This is a genomic window from Microbacterium sp., assembly GCF_035277845.1.
Taxonomy (GTDB): Bacteria; Actinomycetota; Actinomycetes; order Actinomycetales; family Microbacteriaceae; genus Microbacterium.
In genome coordinates this window covers 13,856-34,263 of record NZ_DATEJS010000223.1, presented here as the reverse complement: position 1 = coordinate 34,263, position 20,408 = coordinate 13,856, and the positions used below count along the sequence as shown (strand labels likewise).

The window sequence follows — 20,408 nt, the reverse complement described above, 5'->3', positions numbered from 1 at the left end:
ATTCTGTGCGCGAGGGGGGACTTGAACCCCCACGCCCTTTCGGGCACTAGCACCTCAAGCTAGCGCGTCTACCTATTCCGCCACCCGCGCAGGTGGTGGTGCGGCTCGCACCGCAACGAGAGACGACACTATCACGGATCCGAACCTGCACCGAACGCGTCGCACACCTCGGGCACGGCGTCGCCGCGGGCCGCGGTATACGCGCCGATAGCCTGAGTCGCATGACCGACCTCACCGACCTGCCCGAGGTGGTGCGCGTCGCGCGCGACCTCATCCGCTTCGACACCACGAACTGGGGCGGCGGCCGTGCTGCGGGAGAACGGGAAGCAGCCGGCTATGTCGTCGACTACCTGCGCGGACTCGGCCTGGAGCCCGAGGTCTACGAGCCGATCGACCGGCGCACGAACGTGATGGTGCGTCTCCCCGGCGCCGATCCGGAGCGTCCGGCGCTCGTGCTGCACGGCCACCTCGACGTCGTGCCGGCCATGGCCGAGGACTGGTCCGTGGACCCGTTCGCCGGTGAGATCCGAGACGGGATGCTGTGGGGGCGCGGCGCCGTGGACATGAAGAACATGGACGCGATGATCCTCACCTCGATCGCCGACATCGTGCGCTCCGGACGACGCCCTGCCCGCGACCTCGTCGTCGTGTTCTTCGCCGACGAGGAGAACGGCGGAATCGAGGGGTCGTCGCTGGTCGTGAAGAACCGTCCGGAGTGGTTCGCCGGCGCCACCGAGGCGATCAGCGAAGTCGGCGGGTACTCGATCATGGTCGGCGACAAGCGCGCGTATCTGCTGCAGACGGGCGAGAAGGCCCTCCTCTGGCTGAAGCTCGTCGCCCGCGGCCAGGCGGGCCACGGCAGCGGCGTGCACGCCGCCAACGCGGTCACGCGCCTGGGCGAAGCGGTCGCGGCCCTCGGCCGCACGCCGTGGCCGGTCGAACTGACCGCGACCACCACCCGGACGCTCGACGGGCTGAAGGCGCTCACCGGCCCGGACGTCACCGACCCCGACGCCCTCGCCGCCGAGGCCGGGCCCGCGGCGCGGTTCCTCCGGTCGAGCCTGCGCACGACCGCCAACCCGACCGGGCTCACCGCCGGCTACAAGCACAACGTCATCCCCGACCGGGCCGAGGCGCTCATCGACGTGCGCACGCTCCCCGGCCGGGAGCAGCAGACCCTCGCGGAGATCCAGCGGATCGTCGGCGATGACGTCGAGATCGAGATCGTCGTGCAGGACGTCGGGCTCGAGGCGCCCGGCACCGGCGACCTCGTCGACGCCATGGCGGCGTCCCTGCACCGTCACGATCCGGATGCCCCGGTGATCCCGTATCTGCTCGGCGGAGGCACCGACAACAAGGCGCTGTCCGCGCTGGGCATCGCCGGCTACGGCTTCGCGCCGATGCGGCTGCCCGCGGACCTCGACTTCACGGGGATGTTCCACGGCGTCGACGAGCGCGTGCCGTTGGATACCCTCGTCTTCGGGCAGCGCGTGCTCACCGATCTGCTGCTGACCGCCTGACCTGAAGGACACCACCATGCACCTCCTCGAGGCGATCTTCCTCGGCTTCGTCCAGGGGCTGACCGAGTTCCTGCCCATCTCCTCCAGCGCGCATCTGCGCATCGTCGGTGCGTTCCTGCCCGGCGCCGAGGACCCGGGTGCCGCGTTCACCGCGATCACGCAGCTCGGCACCGAAACCGCGGTGCTCGTGTTCTTCTGGCGCGACATCGTCCGGATCGTCGGGCACTGGTTCCGGTCGCTGTTCGGCCGCATCCCGCGCAACGACCCGGACGCCAAGCTCGGCTGGATGATCATCATCGGCACCATCCCGATCGCCGTGCTGGGGCTGCTCTTCCAGAACCAGATCGAGACCACGCTGCGGTCCCTGTGGATCGTCGCCGGCAGCCTCATCCTGTTCGGCGTCATCCTCGGCATCGCGGACATCGTCGGCGCCCAGCGTCGCACGATCGACCACCTCACGGTCGGGCACGGCATCGTCTACGGACTGGCGCAGTCGCTGGCGCTGATCCCGGGCGTCTCCCGCTCCGGCGGCACGATCACCGCCGGGCTGCTCCTCGGGTACAAGCGTGCGGATGCCGCGCGCTACGCGTTCCTCCTCGCCGTCCCCGCGGTGTTCGCGAGCGGGCTCTACGAGCTCTACAAGACCCTCAAGCATCCGGTCGCCGAGCTGTTCACCATGCCCGAGACGATCGTCGCCACGGTGGTGGCGTTCGCCGTGGGGTTCGCGGTCATCGCGTTCTTCATGAAGTGGATCTCGCGGCACAGCTTCCTGCCGTTCGTGGTCTACCGGGTCGCTCTGGGCGCCACCCTGCTGGTGCTCCTCGCGCTCGGGGTCATCTCGGCCTGATCGGGCTCGCGCCGAGCGCGCCGGTAACATGGGGCGGGTGACTTCCGCGCCCCTGCCCGCCGCCGTTCTGTGGGACATGGACGGCACCCTGGTCGACACCGAGCCGCTGTGGATGGCCGCCGAGACGCCGCTCGTCGAGAGCCACGGAGGAACCTGGACCCACGAGGACGCCCTGCGGCTCGTCGGACTCGGCCTGCACGACGCCGCGCGGGTGCTGCAGGATGCCGGCGTGAAGATGAGCGCGGACGCGATCGTCACCCATCTGACCGACGAGGTGATGGCATCCCTCGCCCGGGAGGGGGTGCCCTTCCGTCCGGGAGCCCGCGAGCTTCTCGCCGATCTGCGCGCCCGCGGGGTGAAGACGGCGCTCGTCACGATGTCGCTGCGCCACATGGCGCTGAGCATCGCCGAGCTCATCGGGCCCGACGCCTTCGACATCGTGATCGCCGGCGACGATGCGACCCGGCCGAAGCCCTACCCCGATCCGTATCTGCAGGCCTGCGCCGGGCTCGGCGTGGACCCGACCGACTGCGTCGCGATCGAGGACTCCCCGAACGGACTGCGCGCCGCGGTCGCCTCCGGGACCACTTCCCTCGGCGTGCCCATGCAGGTCTCCCTCGTCGGCACGGGGGCGCACGCCGTCTGGCCGACGCTCGACGGCCGCACCGCGGACGACCTCGCCGAACTGCACGCGACCCACCGAAAGGCCCGTCATGTCTGACCCCGCCCTGCGCCCGTCGGGCCCCTTCCGCTACGGCGACCGGGTGCAGCTGACGGGACCGAAGGGACGTCTGCACACCGTCACCCTCACCGAGGGCGGCGAACTGCACACGCACCACGGCGTGCTCAAGCACGACATCCTCGTGGGCCTGCCCGACGGGTCGGTGGTGGAGAACAGCGGCGGCTCCGAATACCTGGCGCTGCGCCCCCTGCTTCGCGACTTCGTGCTGTCGATGCCGCGCGGCGCCGCGATCGTGTACCCGAAGGATGCCGCGCAGATCATCGCGCAGGCCGACATCTTCCCCGGAGCGGTCGTCGTCGAGGCCGGCGTCGGCTCCGGCGCCCTCTCGCTGTCGCTGCTGCGGGCCGTGGGCCGCGACGGGCGCCTCCTGTCGTTCGAGCGCCGTGAGGAGTTCGCCGACGTCGCGAGGGCCAACGTGACCACCTTCCTCGGCACCGCGCCGGAGAACTGGTCGATCACCCTCGGCGACCTCGCCGAGACGCTGCTGCACACCGTCGAGCCGGGATCCGTCGACCGTGTCGTGCTCGACATGCTCGCCCCGTGGGACTGCATCGACGCCGTCGCCGACGCCCTCACCCCGGGCGGCGTGGTCACCTGCTATGTGGCGACCGCCACGCAGCTGAGCCGCGTCGCCGAATACCTCCGCGGCACGGGCCTGTTCACCGAGCCGGAGGCCAACGAGACGATGGTGCGCGGCTGGCACGTCGAAGGCTTGGCCGTGCGTCCGGACCACCGCATGGTCGCGCACACGGGCTTCCTGATCTCGGCGCGCCGGCTCGCTCCCGGGGCGATGCCGCCCGACGTGCGCAAACGCGCCGTCCGCAAGACCGCGTACGGCGACGAGGACGTCGAGCTGTGGACGCCGGGCGCGGTCGGCGACCGGCAGATCACGGACAAGAACCTCCGCAAGCGGCTGCGCGACGCCGAGCGTGCCGCGGCCGGGGTGCTCCGCGCACGGGATGCCGCGCCCGGCGCCGACGCGGACGAGGATGCCGCCGCCGCCGGCGCCGGCGACTGAGGCTCATTCGCCTTCCGCATAGACTGATCCGGTGCGCAAACTTCCCGCCGTCATCGCCGTCCTGGGCCTTGCTGCCGTGACCCTCGTGGGGTGCTCTTCGGCCCCCGCGTCCTCGTGCACCCCGGTGGCGGACTCCGACCCCGCGATCACGAGCCTGGTCACGGTGAAGGGCGCCGCGGGCGCCGCGCCGGATGTCACGATGCACACGCCGCTGCACACGCAGAAGACGGCATACCGAACGGTCGACCGCGGCGAGGGCGACCCGGGCATCACCAGCTCCAGCCAGATGGTCGTGGTGGACGCGGCCTTCTACGACGGCACCACCGGCAAGCCGCTGGCGCGCACCGCGTACACGAACGACCTGACGCAGGTCTTCCAGCTGTCCCAGATCACCAAGCAGTTCCCGGGTCTGCGCGCGCCGCTGCAGTGCGCGTCGGCCGGGTCGCGCGTGGTCGCGGCGCTCGCCCCGAGCGGTCTCGCGCAGGGGGTCGCGGCATCCCTGGGGATCTCGCCGGACGCCTCCGTCGTCGCGGTGGTCGATGTCCGCAAGGTGTACCTGGCGGCGGCCGACGGCGCGAACGTGTACAACCAGGGCTGGGGGATGCCGGCCGTGGTGCGCGCTCCCGACGGGCGCCCCGGCGTCGTCGTCCCGGACGGCGCGCAGCCGACGAACCTCACGATCGAGACGCTCAAGCGCGGCTCCGGCGCCGTCGTGAAGGACGACTCCCAGGTGCGCGTGCACGAACTCGTCGTCAACTGGTCCGACAAGACGGTCGCGACCGACACGTGGGACAGCCAGCCCGTCTCACTCCCGCTCGGTCAGCAGCCCACGGGCATCCGGGATGCTCTGCGGAACCAGACCGTGGGCTCGCAGGTGATGGCGATCGTCCCGTCGGCCGACGGCACCACGGGTCAGAGCGGCACGCAGATCTACGTGTTCGACATCCTCGGCATCGACGCGCCGGGCACCCCCGTCGCCCAGTAACGAGCCGTCGGCGTTCGCCCGCCCCTAGGATGGGGGTCGTGCCCGCCGATCGTGACGCCGTCCAGCGCAGCGGCGGCGATGCGCAACGCGTCCGCATCCCGCCGGAGGAGCGCCTCGTCAACCTCACCGTCGCGCTCATGTCGACCCAGATCGGGCTGACGAAGGACACCGTGTTCACGGCCGTCTCCGGCTATCGCGAGGCGGGCGAGGACGGTGCCGGCCGCGATGCCCTCGAGAAGATGTTCGAGCGCGACAAGCAGAGCCTGCGCGAGCTCGGCCTGCGCATCCAGACCATCGGCGATTACGCGGACCCGGATGACCTGCGGGATGCGCGGTACCGCATTCCGCAGGAGGAATACGAGCTTCCGGAGGACATCGTCTTCACGGCAGCCGAGATCGCCCTGCTGAACCTCGCCGGCAACGTCTGGCAGCACAGCTCCCTGTCCGCCGAGGCCCGCAGCGGCCTGCGCAAGATCCGCGCCCTCGGCGGCGATGTCGACGAGCAGATCATCGGCATCTCGCCGCGCATCAACCTGCACGACGCGGCGTTCGTGCCGCTGCAGCGCGCCATCGAGCAGTGCAAGGCGATCACGTTCCCGTACCTGAAGCCCGGCGAGACGGTGCCGGTGGAGCGCCGCATCCGCCCGCTCGCGCTGATCGAGTACGAGGGCCGCTGGCACGTCTACGGCGAGGATGCCACCGCCCGCGCGCCGCGGACGTTCCTGCTCTCGCGCATCGTCGGTCCGGTGCGGGTCACCCGCGAGAAGTTCGATGCGGCCCTGCGCGACGGCGCGGGGGAGCGAGCACTTGCCGGGCTCGAGGAGCTCGCCGGCCGCCAGCGGGCCCACCTCGAAGTGCACCCGGGCAGTGAGGCCGCCCTGCGGCTGTCCCGCCGTGTCGTCGTCGAGGACGCACCCGAGCAGGGCATCCGCGTGCCGTTCGTCGACGTGCACATCTTCGCCGACGAGCTGGCGTCGTACGGGCCGGAGGTGCGCGTGGTGGATCCGCCGCGACTGCGCGACGAGGTCGTCCGCCGCCTCCGGGCGACGCTGGAATTGCACCGCGACGACGAGGGGGAGAGCTGATGGCCCTGCCGGTCATGGCGACCGAACGCGCCGCGCTCATCCTGCAGCTCGTGCCCTACATCGTGGGCAAGGGCGAGGTCACCCTCGAGCAGGCCGCCCGGGACTTCGACGTCAGCGTCGACGACATGCGCTCGATGGTCGAGAAGCTCACGGTGCTCGGCCAGCCCGGCGACAGCGGCTACTGGCAGATGGACGACGATCTCTTCCAGATCGATTGGGACCTGCTCGACGAGCGGGCCGTCATCGCGCTCACCAACACCGTCGCGCTGGAGCGCGCGCCCAAGCTCAGCGCCCGCGAGGCGGCGGCGCTGCTGGCCGGCCTGCAGCTCGCGCGGTCGGTGCCGGGCATCGGCGACACGGCGCTGTTCGACGGCTTGCTGCGCAAACTCGCGCGCGGCGCGGCCGACACCCCGGCCGACGTGATCGTCGCGCCCGAGCGGGTCGACGAGGTGCGGGCGACGGTCAGCGAGGCTCTGCGTCGCGGGGTCGCGGTGACGTTCGCGTACCACGCGCCGGATGCCCCGCCCACCCGCCGCACGGTCGATCCGGTCAAGGTGCACATCGAGGGCAACGACTGGTATCTGCAGGGCTGGTGCCATCTGCGCGAGGCGATGCGCACCTTCCACCTCGAGCGGGTGAGCGAGGTGGCCCTCACCGGCATCCCGATCACGCACGGTGCGGAGCCTCTGCCGGAGCTGTTCGAGCCCGGCGAGTACGACCCGATCGTGCAGCTGCGGTTCGCGGCCGACGCACATGGCCTCGTCGGCGACATCCTCGCCCGCGCGGACACCGTCACGGTCGACGGGGTCACCACCGCCACGGTCCGGGTCGCGGACGCCCAGAGCGTCAAGCGCCTCGTCGCCCGGCGCGGCGGTGTGATCGAGGTGATCGCGCCCCCCGCCGCCCGCCGAGCGGCCGCGCAGTGGGCGCAGGCGGGCCTGGAACAGTACCGCTGAGCACTCGGCCGGCACTCGGCGACCACCTTCGGGGTCGCGGGTTACACTGGACGCAACACCCCTTCTGAAGGAGTAATCATGGGCGCATTCGGATGGCCTCACCTGTTGATCATCGTCGCGGTGATCCTGCTGCTGTTCGGCGCTGCCAAGCTTCCCGCGCTCGCGAAGAGCATGGGTCAGTCCGCCCGCGTGTTCAAGAGCGAGATGAAGGCGATGAAGGACGACGACGCCGCTGCGGCATCACCGAAGCCGGAGGCGTCCACGCCGCCCGTCGCCTCTCCCGTCTCGACCCCGGCGCCGGCTCAGCCCGAGCACAAGCCGGGCGATTCCGACACCTCCGCCTGACCCGTGGCGACGGGTGGTCCGCCGCTCGTGCAACAGCCTGACGCGCCCAAGCACGACAAGCGCATGTCGCTTGCGCAGCATCTTCTGGAGCTGCGCAGGCGTCTGTTCATCGCCGCCGCCGGCCTGATCGTCGGCATGGTGATCGGGTTCATCATCAGCGGTCCGGTCATCGACCTGCTGACCCAGCCGATCGCCCAGATCGCCGCGACGCACGGCGACGCCTACACGAAGCTCAACTTCAACACGGTGACGAGCGGCTTCGACCTGCGCATGCGCATCGCGTTCTCGATCGGCCTGCTCATCTCGGCGCCGGTGTGGCTGTGGCAGGTCTGGGCCTTCATCATGCCGGGCCTCACCCGCAAGGAGATCCGGTACACGATCGGGTTCCTGGGTGCGGCGATCCCGCTCTTCGTCGCGGGCCTGTACGTCGGCTGGACGATCATGCCGCACATGATCGAGCTCATGGCGACGTTCGTCCCCGGCAGCAAGGGCGTCGCCCAGTTCTACGACTACTCGACGTACTACGACTTCGTCTTCAAGCTGCTGCTCGTCGTCGGCGTCTCCTTCATCACGCCGGTCTTCCTCGTCGCGCTGAACCTCGCCGGGGTGATGACCGGCCGCACCATCCTCCGGGGCTGGCGCGTCGCGATCATCATCATCTGCGTCTTCGCGGCGGCCGCCACGCCGGCGGCCGACGTCAGTTCGATGCTGCTGCTGGGCGGCATCCTCTGCGTGCTCTACTTCGCCGCCGCCCTGCTCTCGCTGCTGTTCGACCGACGCAAGCGCAAACGCGAGGCCGCGGCCGGGCTCCTGCCGCCGGAGCCCCTCGCGTGAGCGAGGCGGACGCCGCGCACCCGCAGACCGCGGCGTTCGCCGCATCCCGGCCCTTCCAGCTCGACCCGTTCCAGATCGCCTCCTGCCAGGCGCTCGAGCAGGGCTCGAGCGTCCTGGTGGCCGCGCCCACCGGGGCGGGTAAGACGGTCGTGGGCGAGTTCGCCATCCACCTCGCGATGGGCGAGCCCACCGCGAAGGCCTTCTACACGACTCCGATGAAGGCGCTGTCGAACCAGAAGTACCGCGAGCTCGTCGACGTCTACGGGCCGGATGCGGTGGGGCTTCTCACCGGGGACACCAACATCAACGGCAGCGCGCGCATCGTGGTGATGACCACCGAAGTGCTGCGCAACATGCTCTACGCGGATTCGGACACGCTCGGCGACCTGCGATACGTGGTCATGGACGAGGTGCACTACCTCGCCGACCGGTTCCGCGGGGCGGTGTGGGAGGAGGTCATCATCCACCTGCCGCGCCACGTGCGGCTCGTGTCACTGTCGGCGACCGTCTCGAACGCCGAGGAGTTCGGCGACTGGCTCGGCACCGTCCGCGGCGACACCCAGGTGGTCGTCTCCGAGATCCGGCCGGTGCCGCTCGAGCAGCACGTGCTCGTGCGCGGCGACCTGCTGCCCCTGTTCGACGACCGCGCGGGTGCCGCGGCCGCGCAGGTCAACCAGGAGCTCATGCGCATCCGCACGCCGCGCGCGGGCATGTACGAGAACAACCGGCGCGTGCAGCAGGAGCGCAGCGGCCGCCATGCCGGTCGCGATGCGCGGAACGCCCGCCGGGGCATGCACGCGCCGCCGCGGTCGTCCCAGGCGCCGCGCATCGAGCGCATCGACCGGCCGGAGGTCGTGGAGCTGCTGCAGCGGGAGCGCCTGCTGCCGGCCATCTTCTTCATCTTCAGCCGGGTCGGGTGCGACGCCGCCGTGAACCAGGTGCGCCGCGCGGGCATCCGGCTCACGACGCCCGACGAGCGCTCGCTGATCCGCCGGATCGTCGAGGAGCGCACGTCTGCGCTCGACGACGCCGACCTCGACGTGCTCGGCTACTGGGAGTGGCTGGACAACCTGCAGCGGGGCGTGGCATCCCACCACGCGGGCCTGCTGCCGGTCTTCAAGGAGGTCGTCGAGGAGCTCTTCCAGCGCAAGCTCGTCAAGGCGGTGTTCGCCACCGAGACGCTTGCGCTCGGCATCAACATGCCGGCCCGCACGGTCGTGCTCGAGAAGCTGCAGAAGTTCAACGGCGAGGCGCGGGTCGCCATCACGCCGGGGGAGTACACGCAGCTCACCGGCCGCGCCGGCCGTCGCGGCATCGATGTCGAGGGCCACGCGGTCGTGCAGTGGGCGGAGGGCATGGACCCGCAGGCCGTGGCCTCCCTGGCCTCGCGCCGCACGTATCCGCTCAACTCCAGCTTCCGGCCCACCTACAACATGGCAGTGAACCTCATCGACCAGTTCGGCCGCCGCCGAGCGCGGGAGATCCTCGAGTCGTCGTTCGCGCAGTTCCAGGCCGACCGCGCGGTCGTCGGGCTCGCCCGGCAGGTGCAGGATGCCGAGGTGTCGCTGCAGGGCTACCGGGACGCCGTGGCGAAGTCGCGCAAGGCGTCGGATCGCGAGCGCTGGGCCAAGCGCACGGCGAAGCTCGAGGCATCCACCGCGAAGCTCCGCCGCCAGATCTCCTCCCGCACCGGCACCGTCGCGCGGCTGTTCGACCGGGTCGTCGAGGTGCTTGTGACGCTCGACTACGTGCGTCTCGACGGTGATCGTGCGACCCTCACCGACGCGGGGCGCACGATGCGCCGCATCTACGGCGAGCGCGACCTGCTCGTCGCGGAGAGCCTCCGCCAGGGGCTGTGGCGCGGCCTCGATGCGCCGACCCTGGTCGCGATCGTCTGCGCCCTCGTCTACGAACCCCGCCGCGACGACCGGGACGGCGCGGTGCCGAAGGGCCCCTTCGCGCGGGCGATGGACACCACCGGCAACCTCTGGGCCGAACTCGACGACCTGGAGCGCGACAACCGCCTGCCCGGCTCCGAGCCGCCGGCGACCGGCATCTCCCTCGCCATGCACTCGTGGGCGCGGGGACTTCCGCTCGAGCGCGTGCTGATCCAGGCGGACATGGCCGCGGGCGACTTCGTGCGCTGGTGCAAGCAGACGATCGATCTGCTCGACCAGCTCTCCCTCGTCGCCGAGCCCGAGATCGCGCGCACGGCGCGCCAGGGGCTGGATGCCGTGCGCCGCGGCATCGTGGCCTACAGCGGACTGTGACCGCGGCACCGGGGGCGCAGCGCGCAGCGCGCGCCGGTCGCCGGGACGCGGATGCCTCACCCCGCGACCCGGTCAGACACATCCTGCCGCTCGGCGTCGCGGTGTTCGTCTCCGCGGTCGCCGGGGTGCTGCAGACGCTGGCGTTCCCGACGCTCAGCTGGTGGCCGATCGTCTTCGTCTCGGTCCCGCTGACCCTGATCGCACTGACCGGCCGGCGGGCATGGTCCGCGCTCCTCGTCGGCTTCGCGAACGGACTCGGCTTCTACCTCATCAATGTGGCGTTCACGTCGCGCTATCTCGGGCCCATCCCGTGGCTCGCGCTGTCGGTCCTCGAGGCGCTCCTCACGGCCGCCCTCGCCGTGCCGATCGCGCTCGCGTATCGCTGGCTGCCGCGGGTCGCGCCCGGACGCTGGGGGCGCCTCGTCGCGCTGCCCGCCGTCGTCGCGGGGCTCTGGGTGGCCCGCGAGGAGCTCATCGGCCACGAACCCTACGGCGGGTTCCCGTGGGGCCGTCTCGGCGTCACCCAGGTCGACAGCCCGCTCGGCCACCTCATCTCGTGGGTCGGCATGAGCGGCGTCGGATTCCTCATCGTGTTCCTCTGCGCGACCGCGGTCGAGTACCTCCGGATCGGCACGTGGCGCGACCTCCGCACCGCGCTGCCCGGCGCGGTCACCGTCCTCGTGCTGCTCCTGGTGCCGCAGTTCCCGACGACGCCGGCCGGCACGCTGCGGGTCGGCGCCGTTCAGGGCAACGGCCCCACCGGATACTTCGACAAGCGGGCCGACTACGCCGTGATCGACGCCCAGGTCGCGGCGACGAAGCCGCTGCTCGGCCGGAAGCTGGACCTCCTCGTCTGGCCCGAAGGCGGCGTGGACTACGACCCGACCCAGGATGTCCCGACCGCGGCGACGCTCGACGCCGTCCAGCGGCAGGCCGGCGCCCCGCTGCTGGCGAACGCCGCCGTCCGCCGGGGTGCGGACGACTACAACCTGTCGTTCGTGTGGCAGGCCGGGCACGGCATCACGCAGTCGTACGCGAAGTGGCATCCGGTGCCGTTCGGCGAGTACGTGCCCGACCGCTGGCTGTTCGAGCCGCTCGCCCCCGACCTGATCGGGCTCATCGGCCGGGGCTACACACCCGGCACGACCGCCCCCGTCGTCAGGGTCAAGGGCGTCGGGGTCGGGCTCGCGATCTGCTTCGACGTCATCTACGACGACGTCATCCGCACCGGAGCGCGCGACGGCGCCCGCCTGTTCGTGTTCCAGACCAACAACGCCGACTTCCGCGGTACCGACGAGAACATCCAGCAGCTCGCCTTCGCCCGGGCCCGCGCCCTGGAGACCGGCCGCGCGGTGGTCAACATCTCCACGGTCGGCCGCAGCCAGGTGATCGCGCCGGACGGGTCCGAGCTCGACGGCATCCCGGCCGGTCGCGCCGGCCACCTGCTCGCGGACGTGCCGCTGCGCACCGGCCTGACGCCTGCGGTGATCGCGGGCGGCTGGATCGACGGGATCCTCGGCTGGGGGAGCCTCGCGGCGCTGGCGACGGCTGGGGTCCTCGTGCGACGCCGGCGCGCCGCGCACGCAACAACGCCGGCCCCCGCGGGGACCGGCGTCGACTAGACGGTCGCGCTCAGGCGCTCAGGCGCTCCTTGGTGACATCGTGACCTGCTCCGCGGCGTGCGCGCACGAACTGCAGGCGCTCTTCGAGCAGCTCCTCCAGCTCGGGGATGGTGCGACGCTCGAGCAGCATGTCCCAGTGGCTGCGCGGCGTCTTGTCGCCGGAGTGGTCGACGGTCACGGCGGTTCCGTCGACGCGCAGGGTGGCCTCGGCGCCGCACGTGCGGCATTCCCAGGTCTCCGGCGCCTCGGCGTCGGCGGCGAACATCAGGGAGGTGTCACGGCCACAGGCCGTGCACGTGTAGGTGTATTCGGTGCGCTCCATGAACACGACGCCCTCTTCGCTCTGCAAGCTCTGGGCGCCGAGTCGGATGCCGCGCAGACTGCGGTCTGCCATTGTGTGGTCCTCTCGTCGCTGTACAGGTATAACGCGGCCACCTGAGCGGATAATCCGAACGGCTCCAGAAGCTGCCGGTTTCCCAGTGAATGCACAGAGGCATGGGACGCGGTCCCGGCTCTGCCCGGACTCAGTTCCGGGGCGGGTGGATCTTGCGCACCACGCGGGCCGCGGCCTCCGCCCGGTCCGTGATCAGCCCGTCCACCCCGTGGCCGCGTCCGTCGAGGTCCAGCAGCCGTTCCATGTCCGGCGTCTGGTTCACCGTCCACACGTGCACCTCGACGCCGACGTCGTGGCACGCGGACACGAAGTGCGGCGTGACGATCCGGATCCCGTTGCGCCGCTCGGGCACCTGCACGGCGTGGATGCCGCGTGCGGCGCGGGCGAGCATCGCGCGCGATCGGGCCGCCGCGGCGACGACCGCCCGGGCGACCGTGGAGGTGCCGCCGGACGTCGCCGGGTGCCCGCCGTGGGTGTACGCGGTGGCGAGGGCCGCGTGACGGCGCTCGTCGGAGAAGCTCGTGAGCAGCACGCGATCGGCGTACTTGGCGACGAGCCGTCCGGTGGGTTCCGCCGCGGCATCCGTCTTGACGTCGAGGTTGAACCGCAGGGTGGGGAAGGTGTCGAGCGCCTGCGCGAGGGTGATCAGCCCGCCCCGCTCGGCCATGAGGTGCTCGAGTTCGCGGACGGTGCAGTCCGCCACCGGGCGCGCGTCACCGGTGATCCGCCGCAGGTCGGCATCGTGCCACAGCACCACGACGCCGTCGGCGGTGAGATGGCAATCCGACTCCACATACGCGATGCCCTCCGCGTGGGCGGCGGCGACGGCGAGGAAGCTGTTCTCCACGACGCCGTCCGCGGCTGCGGCGAGCGTCACCAGGCCCCGGTGTGCGAGCACACGCGGGGCCGGGGGAGAGAACCAGGGGTGGGTCACACCGGCGTGGGCGGGGTGAGCGGCGGCGCGGACTCGGGGGCGTGCGCGGTCGGGCTCGTCGGCGTCCCCGGGACGACGGGACCGCGCCCGGCGCCGAACGCTCCGGCGAGGCCCTTGATGGCGTCCGTGAACTCGCCCGGGATGATCCAGAGCTTGTTGGATGCTCCCTCGCTGATCTTCGGCAGCGTCTGCAGGTACTGATAGGCCAGCAGCTTGTCGTCGGCGTTGCCGAGGTGGATGGCGTTGAAGACGGTCTGGATGGCCTGTCCCTCACCGTCCGCGCGCAGCACCTGGGCCTGCTTCTCGCCCTCCGCCTGCAGGATCAGCGCCTGCTTGTTGCCCTCGGCCTGCAGGATCGCCGCCTGCCGGCGCCCCTCCGCCTCGAGGATCTGCGACTGCTTGGAGCCCTCGGCGGTGAGGATCGCGGCTCGCCGGTCGCGCTCGGCGCGCATCTGCTTCTCCATGGAGTCCTGGATGGAAGCGGGCGGGTCGATCGACTTCAGCTCGACCCGCGAGACGCGGATGCCCCACTTGCCGGTCGCCTCGTCGAGCACGACGCGCAGCTGGCCGTTGATGTTGTCGCGGCTGGTGAGCGCCTCTTCGAGGTTCAGGCCGCCGACCACGTTACGCAGCGTCGTGATCGTCAGCTGCTCGACGGCGCCCAGATAGTTCGCGATCTCGTAGGTCGCGGCACGGGCGTCGGTCACCTGGAAGTACACCACCGTGTCGATGGAGACCACGAGGTTGTCCTCGGTGATGACCGGCTGCGGTGCGAAGGTCACCACCTGCTCGCGCATGTCGATGAGGGGACGCAGCCGATCCACGAACGGGACGAGCAGGTTCAGCCCGGGCGCGAGGGTCTTGTGGTACCGCCCGAGCCGCTGGACGATCCCGGCCGTGGCCTGCGGGATGATCCGCACGGATCGCGTGATCACGATCACGACGAAGATGAAGACCGCGAGGGCCAGCACCCATCCGATGGTCGTGGGGACGATGTCGTTCATGACTGCTCCTCGAGCTTGTGGACGTAGGCGGTGGCGCCGTCGATGCGGAGGACCCGCACCGGCTGGCCCGGACTGAGCGGACCGGCGGACACGACGCGTGCCGTCCAGGTCTCCCCGTTGGCGAGCTTGACGAGCCCCGTGGTGTCCGTGACGGTGTCCACCACCTGCCCGGTCAGGCCGATGAGCGCCGGCACGTTGGTCTTCGCGGCATCCTCACCGCGACGCAGGCGCCGCAGCAACGGCGGCCGCAGCAGGAACACGAGCAGCGCGCTGACGACGGCGGCGATGATGACCTGCAGCCAGATGGGCGCTCCGAACAGGTCCGAGGCGAGGCCGGCGAGGCCGCCGATGCCGAGCATCAGGAACGTGAAATCGAGCGTCAGCATCTCGATCACCAGGAACACCGCCATCAGCACGAGCCAGGCGATCCACGCGAAATCGGCGATCATGATCCCGATCCTTCCCCTTTGGTTGAACCTAACACGCGCGAAAGCACGCGGCGGTAGTGTCGAAGGGTCTCTCACTCCGACATTCTCAGGAGATTTCTGTGTCCCAGATCCTTCCCGCCGGCGCCCTCGCCGGAAAGACCGCGCTCGTCACCGGATCGTCGCGCGGAATCGGCGCCGACACCGTCCGCTACTTCGCCGAGGCGGGCGCGAACGTGGTCATCAACTACCGCAACAAGGCCCCGCGCGCGAACAAGCTGGCGGACGAGTTGCGCGGCCTCGGGGTGGACGCGCTCGTGGTGGGCGCGGACCTCACCGACGCGGACTCGGTGGACGCGATGTTCGCCGAGGTGGAGAAGGCCTTCGGGGGCCTCGACGTTCTGGTGCTCAACGCCTCCGGCGGCATGGAGTCCGGCATGGCGGAGGACTACGCGCTGCAGCTGAACCGCGACGCCCAGGTGCGCGTGCTGGATGCCGCCACGCCGCTGCTGCGCGAGGGGTCGCGCGTCGTGTTCGTCACGAGCCACCAGGCGCACTTCATCCGCACCGTCCCGACGATGCCGGAGTACGAGCCGGTCGCCCTGTCCAAGCGCGCCGGCGAGGACGCGCTACGCGAGAAGATCCCGGCGCTCGCCGAGAAGGGCATCGAGTTCGTCGTCGTGTCCGGCGACATGATCGAGGGCACGATCACCGCGACCCTGCTCGAGCGAGCCAACCCGGGTGCGATCTCCCAGCGCCGGGAGGATGCCGGCAAGCTCTACAACGTCGCAGAATTCGCGGCCGAGGTCGCCCAAGCGGCTGTGGAGCCCGTCCCCGCGAACAATGAGCGCCTCGTCGGCGACATCACGTCGTTCGCCACGGAGTGACATGCGCGCATCCGACATCGGAATGCTGATCTCCGTCGGGCGCCCGCAGCTGTCGCCCGACGGCGCGTTCGCGGTCGTCGCGACCTCGCGGCCCGACCTGACCGCCAACCGCAACGTCGGCCAGCTGTGGCGCATCGAACTGCCGTCCGGGCGACGTCGACGGCTCACCCGCGGCGTCGCGGACGCCATGCCGCGGCTGTCGCCGGACAGCTCGCGGATCGCGTTCCTGCGCGCCGACGCCCGCAAGCGCGCCCAGGTGTGGGTGGTGCCGTCCGTCGGCGGCGAGCCGGTGCAGGCCACCGATGCGCCGATCGGCGTCACGGAGTTCGCCTGGTCGCCGGACGGCGCCCGGCTCGCGTACGTGGCCTCCGTCGCCGAACCCGGCCGGTACGGCACGGTCGAGGGCTTGGATGCCGCCTCCGAGCCGCCGCGGCGCGTCACCGGCATCCGCTGGCATGCGAACGGCTCCGGATACATCGTCGACCGCGTCTCCGAGCTCTTCCTGATCGACGCGCCCGATGTCGACGCCGAGCCGTTCTACGACCCGGCGCCGTCCCCGAACGACGAGTCCGCGCCCAAACGGCCGGTCGTCCCGGCGTCCGCGCAGCGACTGACCGAGGGCACGACGTCGTACGCCCTGCCCGCGTTCACCGCCGACGGGGCGGAGGTGCTCGTGGTGGCGAGCGACATCGAGCCGCGGCATCCGGACCTGCGGTCGCAGCTGGTCGCCATCGCCGTCGACGGAAGCGGCAGCCGTGTGGTCGTGGGCCGCGATGCCCGCCTGTCGATCCACGAGGTCGCGGTCGCCGCAGACGGGACGGTGGCGCTCCTCGCTTCGGACGTGGGCGCCGACGGCGTCGACTTCATCGCGGCAGCCGTGGACCTGTACGTGCTCGAAGACGGCGCTCCCCGCCGGCTCACCGATCCGGACGAGCTCGATCTCGGCGAGGGAGGCACGCACATCACCTTCGACGGGGCGGACCTCCTGGTGCAGCACCGTACCCGCGGGCGCGTGCATCTGAAGCGCGTCGCGCGCGACGGCACCGTCGGCACGGTGCTCGACGGCGACGTCGACGTCTCGGGCCACGCGTCCGCCGCCGGGGTGGTCGTGGCGTCCGCGGCCACGCCGGATTCCTCCGGCGAACTGCTCGTCGCAGGCGCCGGTGCGGTGACCGACTTCGGCGGGGCGGCGCGCGGCGCCGGAACCGTGACGCCTCGAGAGATCGAGGTCGCCGGCCGTGACGGCTATCCGGTGCACGGCTGGGTCGCGACGCCCGAGGGGGACGGGCCGTTCCCGGTGATCCTGCAGATCCACGGCGGGCCGTATGCCGCCTACGGCATTCACCTGTTCGACGAGACCCAGGTGCTCGTGGATGCCGGATACGCCGTCGTCTACTGCAACCCTCGCGGCTCCGCAGGGTACGGCCGGGCGCACGGGCGGGCGATCCGCCAGGCGATGGGGACGGTCGACCTCACCGACGTGCTCGACTTCCTCGACGGCGCCGTGGCATCCGACGACCGCCTCGACGGGTCCCGGGTGGGAGTGCAGGGCGGCTCGTACGGCGGCTACCTGACCGCCTGGACGATCGCGCACGACCATCGCTTCGCCGGCGCCATCGTGGAGCGGGGATTCCTCGACCCGGCGTCGTTCCAGGGCACGAGCGACATCGGGACGTTCTTCGGCGACGAGTACGTCGGGACGGATGCCGCCGACATCTCCCGGCAGAGCCCGATGGCGGTGGTGTCGCAGGTCACGACGCCGACGCTGGTGATCCATTCCGAGCTGGATTTCCGGTGCCCGCTCGAGCAGGCGACCCGGTACTACTCGGCACTCAAGCGCGCCGGGACGGATGCGGAGCTGCTCATCTTCCCGGGAGAGAACCACGAGCTCAGCCGCAGCGGGCAGCCCCGGCACCGGATCGAGCGGTTCGCCGCGATCCTGGACTGGTGGAACCGGCATCTGCCCATCGAACAGGGAGGCGCGAAATGACCTCGATCCCTCCGGGGTGGTACCCCGATCAGCAGGGCGTGACGCGCTGGTGGGACGGCACACAGTGGACGGCTGCGACCCAGCCTCCGGCACAGCCGCAGTACCCCGCCTATCCCCAGGGCGTCTACGCGCAGCCGGAGGCGTACCCACGGGTGGCGCCGGGCACGCCGGGAACGACGCTGTGGGCCTGGCTCATCGCGTTCCTGCCGGTCGTCAGCCTGATCCTGTCGATCGGGTACACGTCCAGCCTGGGCGGCGCATTCGCCCGTCTCTCCGACCAGCTGCCTGGGCTGTCGTCCGGCTCATCCGCCGACGTCGAGCGTCTGAGCGTCGAGCTGACCGCCGCGATCTACAACGGGTGGTATTTCGCGTCCATCGGCGTCACCCTGCTCACGTACGCGGCCACCGTCGTCTTCGCCTATCTCGATCACCGGGAGCTCGGGGGGCGAGGCTATGCGAGGCCCTTCCACTGGGCCTGGGCGTTCATGCCGACGTTTCTCGTCTACATGATCGGGCGCACCGTCGTCATCCACCGTCGCGGAGGCAAGTCGCTCGGGCCGCTGTGGGCGATGATCGCCGTCACCATCGGGTCGTGGGTCGTCGGCTTCATCGTGAGCGCGGCGGTGGCCGGGCAGATGCTCCGGGTGATGAGCGCCATCGTGACGTCCGTCGGCCCGAGCGGGTACTGACCGCGCGAGCCGCTGCTACCGGGCCGTCGCCGAGAGGGCGAAGGCACGCACGATCTGCACGATGCCCAGCACGACCAGCGAGATCCCGAAGAGCCACCACAGCACCACGGCACTCCACAACGGGCTCAGCAGCACGATCACACCGGCGACGATGCTCAGGATCGCGAAGACCACGGCGAACGCCTTCGTGCGGCTGCCGGCGAGCGTGGTCAGTGCGACGACGCCCTCGACGATCCACATGATGCCGATGAAGATCCCGAGGAACACGGCGAACCACACGGTCGACGCCCGCAGGTTGGTGAGCGCGATGACGCCGCCGATGATGAACAGCACGCCGAGCACGATGTGGCCCAGCCGCGACCAGCCGCCCATGGTTCGGGCGAAGATGCCGAGTCCGGCATACACGAGTCCGACGACGATCGCGTACAGCGCGATGATCGCGGTGATGACCGAAGCGGTGTGGCCCGGCCACACGAGGATCAGGATGCCGACGACGAGGGCGATGAGTCCGCCGACGCCGAAGGCGGTGCGGATGCCGTTGACGGCGTTCTTCCCGACGGAGGACTCCGACGTCATGATGTGACCTTTCTGAGCGTTGCCTGTGTGCGGTGCCCATACCCTAGCGCGCGCGGCGGGTGCGGCCAGAGGGCCGCGCATGACCGGCGTTCGCGCACGGCTAGGATCGGATGCCGGACCGACGGGAAGAGGCAGGACGAGCACGTGGTGGAAAGCGACCGGTACATCGTGGCGACGGACGGCGCCTGTCAGGGCAACCCGGGACCGGCCGGCTGGGCCTGGGTGGGGGAGGACGGCGAGTGGGCGGCCGGCTCGCTGGCATCCGGCACGAACAACATCGGCGAGCTGCTGGGCCTCCTGAACGCCATCCGCGACCACCGGGACGTCCGCGACCTCGTCGTGCAGGCCGACTCGAAGTACGCGATCGACACCTACGCGAAGTGGATGGACGGCCACGCGCGCCGCAACTGGAAGACCAGCACCGGCGCGCCGGCCAAGAACGTCGATCTCCTCAAGCAGCTCATCGTCGAGCGGGATGCTCGACGCGAGCACGGGCTGCCCGACGTCGTGCTCGAGCATGTGCGGGGCCACGCCGGGCATCGCCTGAACAGCTGGGCGGATGAGCGCGCGGTGCGCGCGGCGACCCACGGCGCGAAGGGCACCGAGAGCCGGTGGTCGTCGCTGGACGGGCAGGCCCCGATCGACGTGAGCGTCGACCCGCCGCGGTCGGCGCAGGACCGCAAGCGGTAGCCGGTCCCCGAGCGCGTCGAAGGGTCAGGCGTCGAGGTCGTCGACCCCGGGCATCCACGACTGTCCGGGGCGGTTCCACCCGCGCTTGCGGGCGATCTTCTGCACCGTGCGCCAGTCTCCGTCGTCGAGTCGGTCGACGTAGAGGACGCCGTCGAGATGGTCGAACTCGTGCTGCATGATGCGCGCGCGCCAGCCGCTGACCTCGATCCGCACCGGGGCGCCGTCGAGGTCGATTCCGGTCACCAGCACCTCTTCCGAACGGCGCAGCGGGAACCGCTCGCCCGGGAACGAGAGGCATCCCTCGGACTCCTCTTCAGGGTCCGGGCCGCCCGGGATCAGCGGGCGCTGCCACAGCGTGGGGTTGATCACGACGCCGCGCCACGGGTGGCCCTCGTCGTCCTGATACGTGTAGGTGTAGAGCCGCAGGGGCACGCCCACCTGCGGAGCGGCGAGGCCGACGCCGGGGGCGGCATCCATCGTCTCGTACATGTCGGCGACGAGCGTGCGGATCTCGTCGGTGATCTCACCCACCTCGGCGGCGGGGGCGTGGAGGACAGGGTCACCCATGATGCGGATCGGAAGTACGGCCACGTCA

General features: G+C 70.9%; 21 protein-coding genes and 1 tRNA gene. 15 read left to right on the top strand and 7 right to left on the bottom strand.

Features of this window, described 5'->3' with window-relative positions:
• Nucleotides 1–6: 6 nt before the first annotated feature.
• Nucleotides 7–90, bottom strand: a tRNA-Leu gene (locus VJR25_RS09700).
• 131 nt (nt 91–221) lie between these two features.
• Here VJR25_RS09700 and VJR25_RS09695 point away from each other — a divergent pair.
• The 11 genes from VJR25_RS09695 (at nt 222) to lnt (ending at nt 12,224) form a co-directional block, all read left to right on the top strand.
• Complete coding sequence (locus tag VJR25_RS09695; protein ID WP_324114766.1) at nt 222–1,520, top strand: M20/M25/M40 family metallo-hydrolase; 1,299 nt, start codon at nt 222–224, stop codon at nt 1,518–1,520.
• A gap of 16 nt (nt 1,521–1,536) precedes the next feature.
• A complete protein-coding gene (locus tag VJR25_RS09690; RefSeq protein WP_324114765.1) occupies nt 1,537–2,367 on the top strand; it encodes an undecaprenyl-diphosphate phosphatase in 831 nt (276 codons plus the stop codon).
• Between the two features lie 28 nt (nt 2,368–2,395).
• A complete protein-coding gene (locus VJR25_RS09685) occupies nt 2,396–3,088 on the top strand; it encodes an HAD family hydrolase (protein ID WP_414683764.1) in 693 nt (230 codons plus the stop codon).
• Nucleotides 3,081–4,127, top strand: a complete 1,047-nt coding sequence (locus tag VJR25_RS09680; RefSeq protein ID WP_324114763.1) for a tRNA (adenine-N1)-methyltransferase — start codon at nt 3,081–3,083, stop codon at nt 4,125–4,127. Before VJR25_RS09685 ends, VJR25_RS09680 begins: the two co-directional genes overlap by 8 nt.
• A gap of 31 nt (nt 4,128–4,158) precedes the next feature.
• Complete coding sequence (locus VJR25_RS09675; RefSeq protein ID WP_324114762.1) at nt 4,159–5,112, top strand: hypothetical protein; 954 nt, start codon at nt 4,159–4,161, stop codon at nt 5,110–5,112.
• 137 nt (nt 5,113–5,249) lie between these two features.
• On the top strand, nt 5,250–6,197 hold the full coding sequence (locus VJR25_RS09670) for a WYL domain-containing protein (protein ID WP_324114775.1): 948 nt from the start codon (nt 5,250–5,252) through the stop codon (nt 6,195–6,197).
• Nucleotides 6,197–7,153: a helix-turn-helix transcriptional regulator gene (locus tag VJR25_RS09665; protein ID WP_324114761.1), complete on the top strand. Its 957-nt coding sequence runs from the start codon at nt 6,197–6,199 to the stop codon at nt 7,151–7,153. Before VJR25_RS09670 ends, VJR25_RS09665 begins: the two co-directional genes overlap by 1 nt.
• Before the next feature lie 78 nt (nt 7,154–7,231).
• Entirely contained in the window at nt 7,232–7,498 is a 267-nt protein-coding gene (tatA, locus tag VJR25_RS09660) for a Sec-independent protein translocase subunit TatA (RefSeq protein ID WP_324114760.1), read from the top strand.
• Nucleotides 7,499–7,561: 63 nt separating this feature from the next.
• Nucleotides 7,562–8,332 (top strand): twin-arginine translocase subunit TatC, encoded by a 771-nt coding sequence (tatC, locus tag VJR25_RS09655; protein WP_324114774.1) that lies wholly within the window; start codon nt 7,562–7,564, stop codon nt 8,330–8,332.
• A complete protein-coding gene (locus tag VJR25_RS09650; RefSeq protein WP_324114759.1) occupies nt 8,329–10,602 on the top strand; it encodes a DEAD/DEAH box helicase in 2,274 nt (757 codons plus the stop codon). Before tatC ends, VJR25_RS09650 begins: the two co-directional genes overlap by 4 nt.
• On the top strand, nt 10,599–12,224 hold the full coding sequence (gene lnt / locus VJR25_RS09645; RefSeq protein WP_324114758.1) for an apolipoprotein N-acyltransferase: 1,626 nt from the start codon (nt 10,599–10,601) through the stop codon (nt 12,222–12,224). The genes VJR25_RS09650 and lnt overlap by 4 nt, the downstream gene beginning before the upstream one ends.
• A gap of 10 nt (nt 12,225–12,234) precedes the next feature.
• Here the strand turns inward: lnt and VJR25_RS09640 are convergent, their stop codons facing one another.
• From VJR25_RS09640 to VJR25_RS09625, 4 genes are all read right to left on the bottom strand, one after another.
• Nucleotides 12,235–12,618, bottom strand: coding sequence for an RNA polymerase-binding protein RbpA (locus VJR25_RS09640; protein WP_324114757.1), 384 nt, complete (start codon nt 12,616–12,618; stop codon nt 12,235–12,237).
• 130 nt (nt 12,619–12,748) lie between these two features.
• Nucleotides 12,749–13,552, bottom strand: a complete 804-nt coding sequence (locus VJR25_RS09635; protein WP_324114756.1) for a glycerophosphodiester phosphodiesterase family protein — start codon at nt 13,550–13,552, stop codon at nt 12,749–12,751.
• Nucleotides 13,549–14,556 carry an SPFH domain-containing protein gene (locus tag VJR25_RS09630; protein WP_324114755.1) on the bottom strand — a complete coding sequence of 336 codons (1,008 nt, stop codon included), beginning with the start codon at nt 14,554–14,556 and terminating at the stop codon, nt 13,549–13,551. The genes VJR25_RS09635 and VJR25_RS09630 overlap by 4 nt, the downstream gene beginning before the upstream one ends.
• Nucleotides 14,553–15,005, bottom strand: coding sequence for an NfeD family protein (locus tag VJR25_RS09625; protein WP_324114754.1), 453 nt, complete (start codon nt 15,003–15,005; stop codon nt 14,553–14,555). The genes VJR25_RS09630 and VJR25_RS09625 overlap by 4 nt, the downstream gene beginning before the upstream one ends.
• A gap of 98 nt (nt 15,006–15,103) precedes the next feature.
• Between VJR25_RS09625 and VJR25_RS09620 the strand changes: the two genes are divergently transcribed.
• Genes VJR25_RS09620 through VJR25_RS09610 form a run of 3 tightly spaced genes read left to right on the top strand, consistent with a single transcriptional unit; the run spans nt 15,104 to nt 18,547 of the window.
• Nucleotides 15,104–15,868: an SDR family oxidoreductase gene (locus VJR25_RS09620; RefSeq protein ID WP_324114753.1), complete on the top strand. Its 765-nt coding sequence runs from the start codon at nt 15,104–15,106 to the stop codon at nt 15,866–15,868.
• Nucleotide 15,869: 1 nt separating this feature from the next.
• The gene (locus VJR25_RS09615) at nt 15,870–17,858 is read left to right on the top strand and encodes a S9 family peptidase (RefSeq protein WP_324114752.1); all 1,989 of its coding nucleotides are present in this window, start codon (nt 15,870–15,872) and stop codon (nt 17,856–17,858) included.
• Nucleotides 17,855–18,547: a DUF2510 domain-containing protein gene (locus VJR25_RS09610; protein WP_324114751.1), complete on the top strand. Its 693-nt coding sequence runs from the start codon at nt 17,855–17,857 to the stop codon at nt 18,545–18,547. Before VJR25_RS09615 ends, VJR25_RS09610 begins: the two co-directional genes overlap by 4 nt.
• Nucleotides 18,548–18,562: 15 nt before the next feature.
• Here the strand turns inward: VJR25_RS09610 and VJR25_RS09605 are convergent, their stop codons facing one another.
• Complete coding sequence (locus VJR25_RS09605) at nt 18,563–19,123, bottom strand: HdeD family acid-resistance protein (RefSeq protein ID WP_324114750.1); 561 nt, start codon at nt 19,121–19,123, stop codon at nt 18,563–18,565.
• Nucleotides 19,124–19,267: 144 nt separating this feature from the next.
• Here VJR25_RS09605 and VJR25_RS09600 point away from each other — a divergent pair, with 144 nt between their 5' ends.
• The gene (locus VJR25_RS09600; RefSeq protein WP_324114749.1) at nt 19,268–19,813 is read left to right on the top strand and encodes a ribonuclease H; all 546 of its coding nucleotides are present in this window, start codon (nt 19,268–19,270) and stop codon (nt 19,811–19,813) included.
• A 24-nt stretch (nt 19,814–19,837) separates the two neighbouring features.
• Here VJR25_RS09600 and def read toward each other — a convergent pair whose 3' ends face one another.
• Complete coding sequence (def, locus tag VJR25_RS09595) at nt 19,838–20,404, bottom strand: peptide deformylase (RefSeq protein ID WP_324114748.1); 567 nt, start codon at nt 20,402–20,404, stop codon at nt 19,838–19,840.
• Between the last annotated feature and the right edge of the window lie 4 nt (nt 20,405–20,408).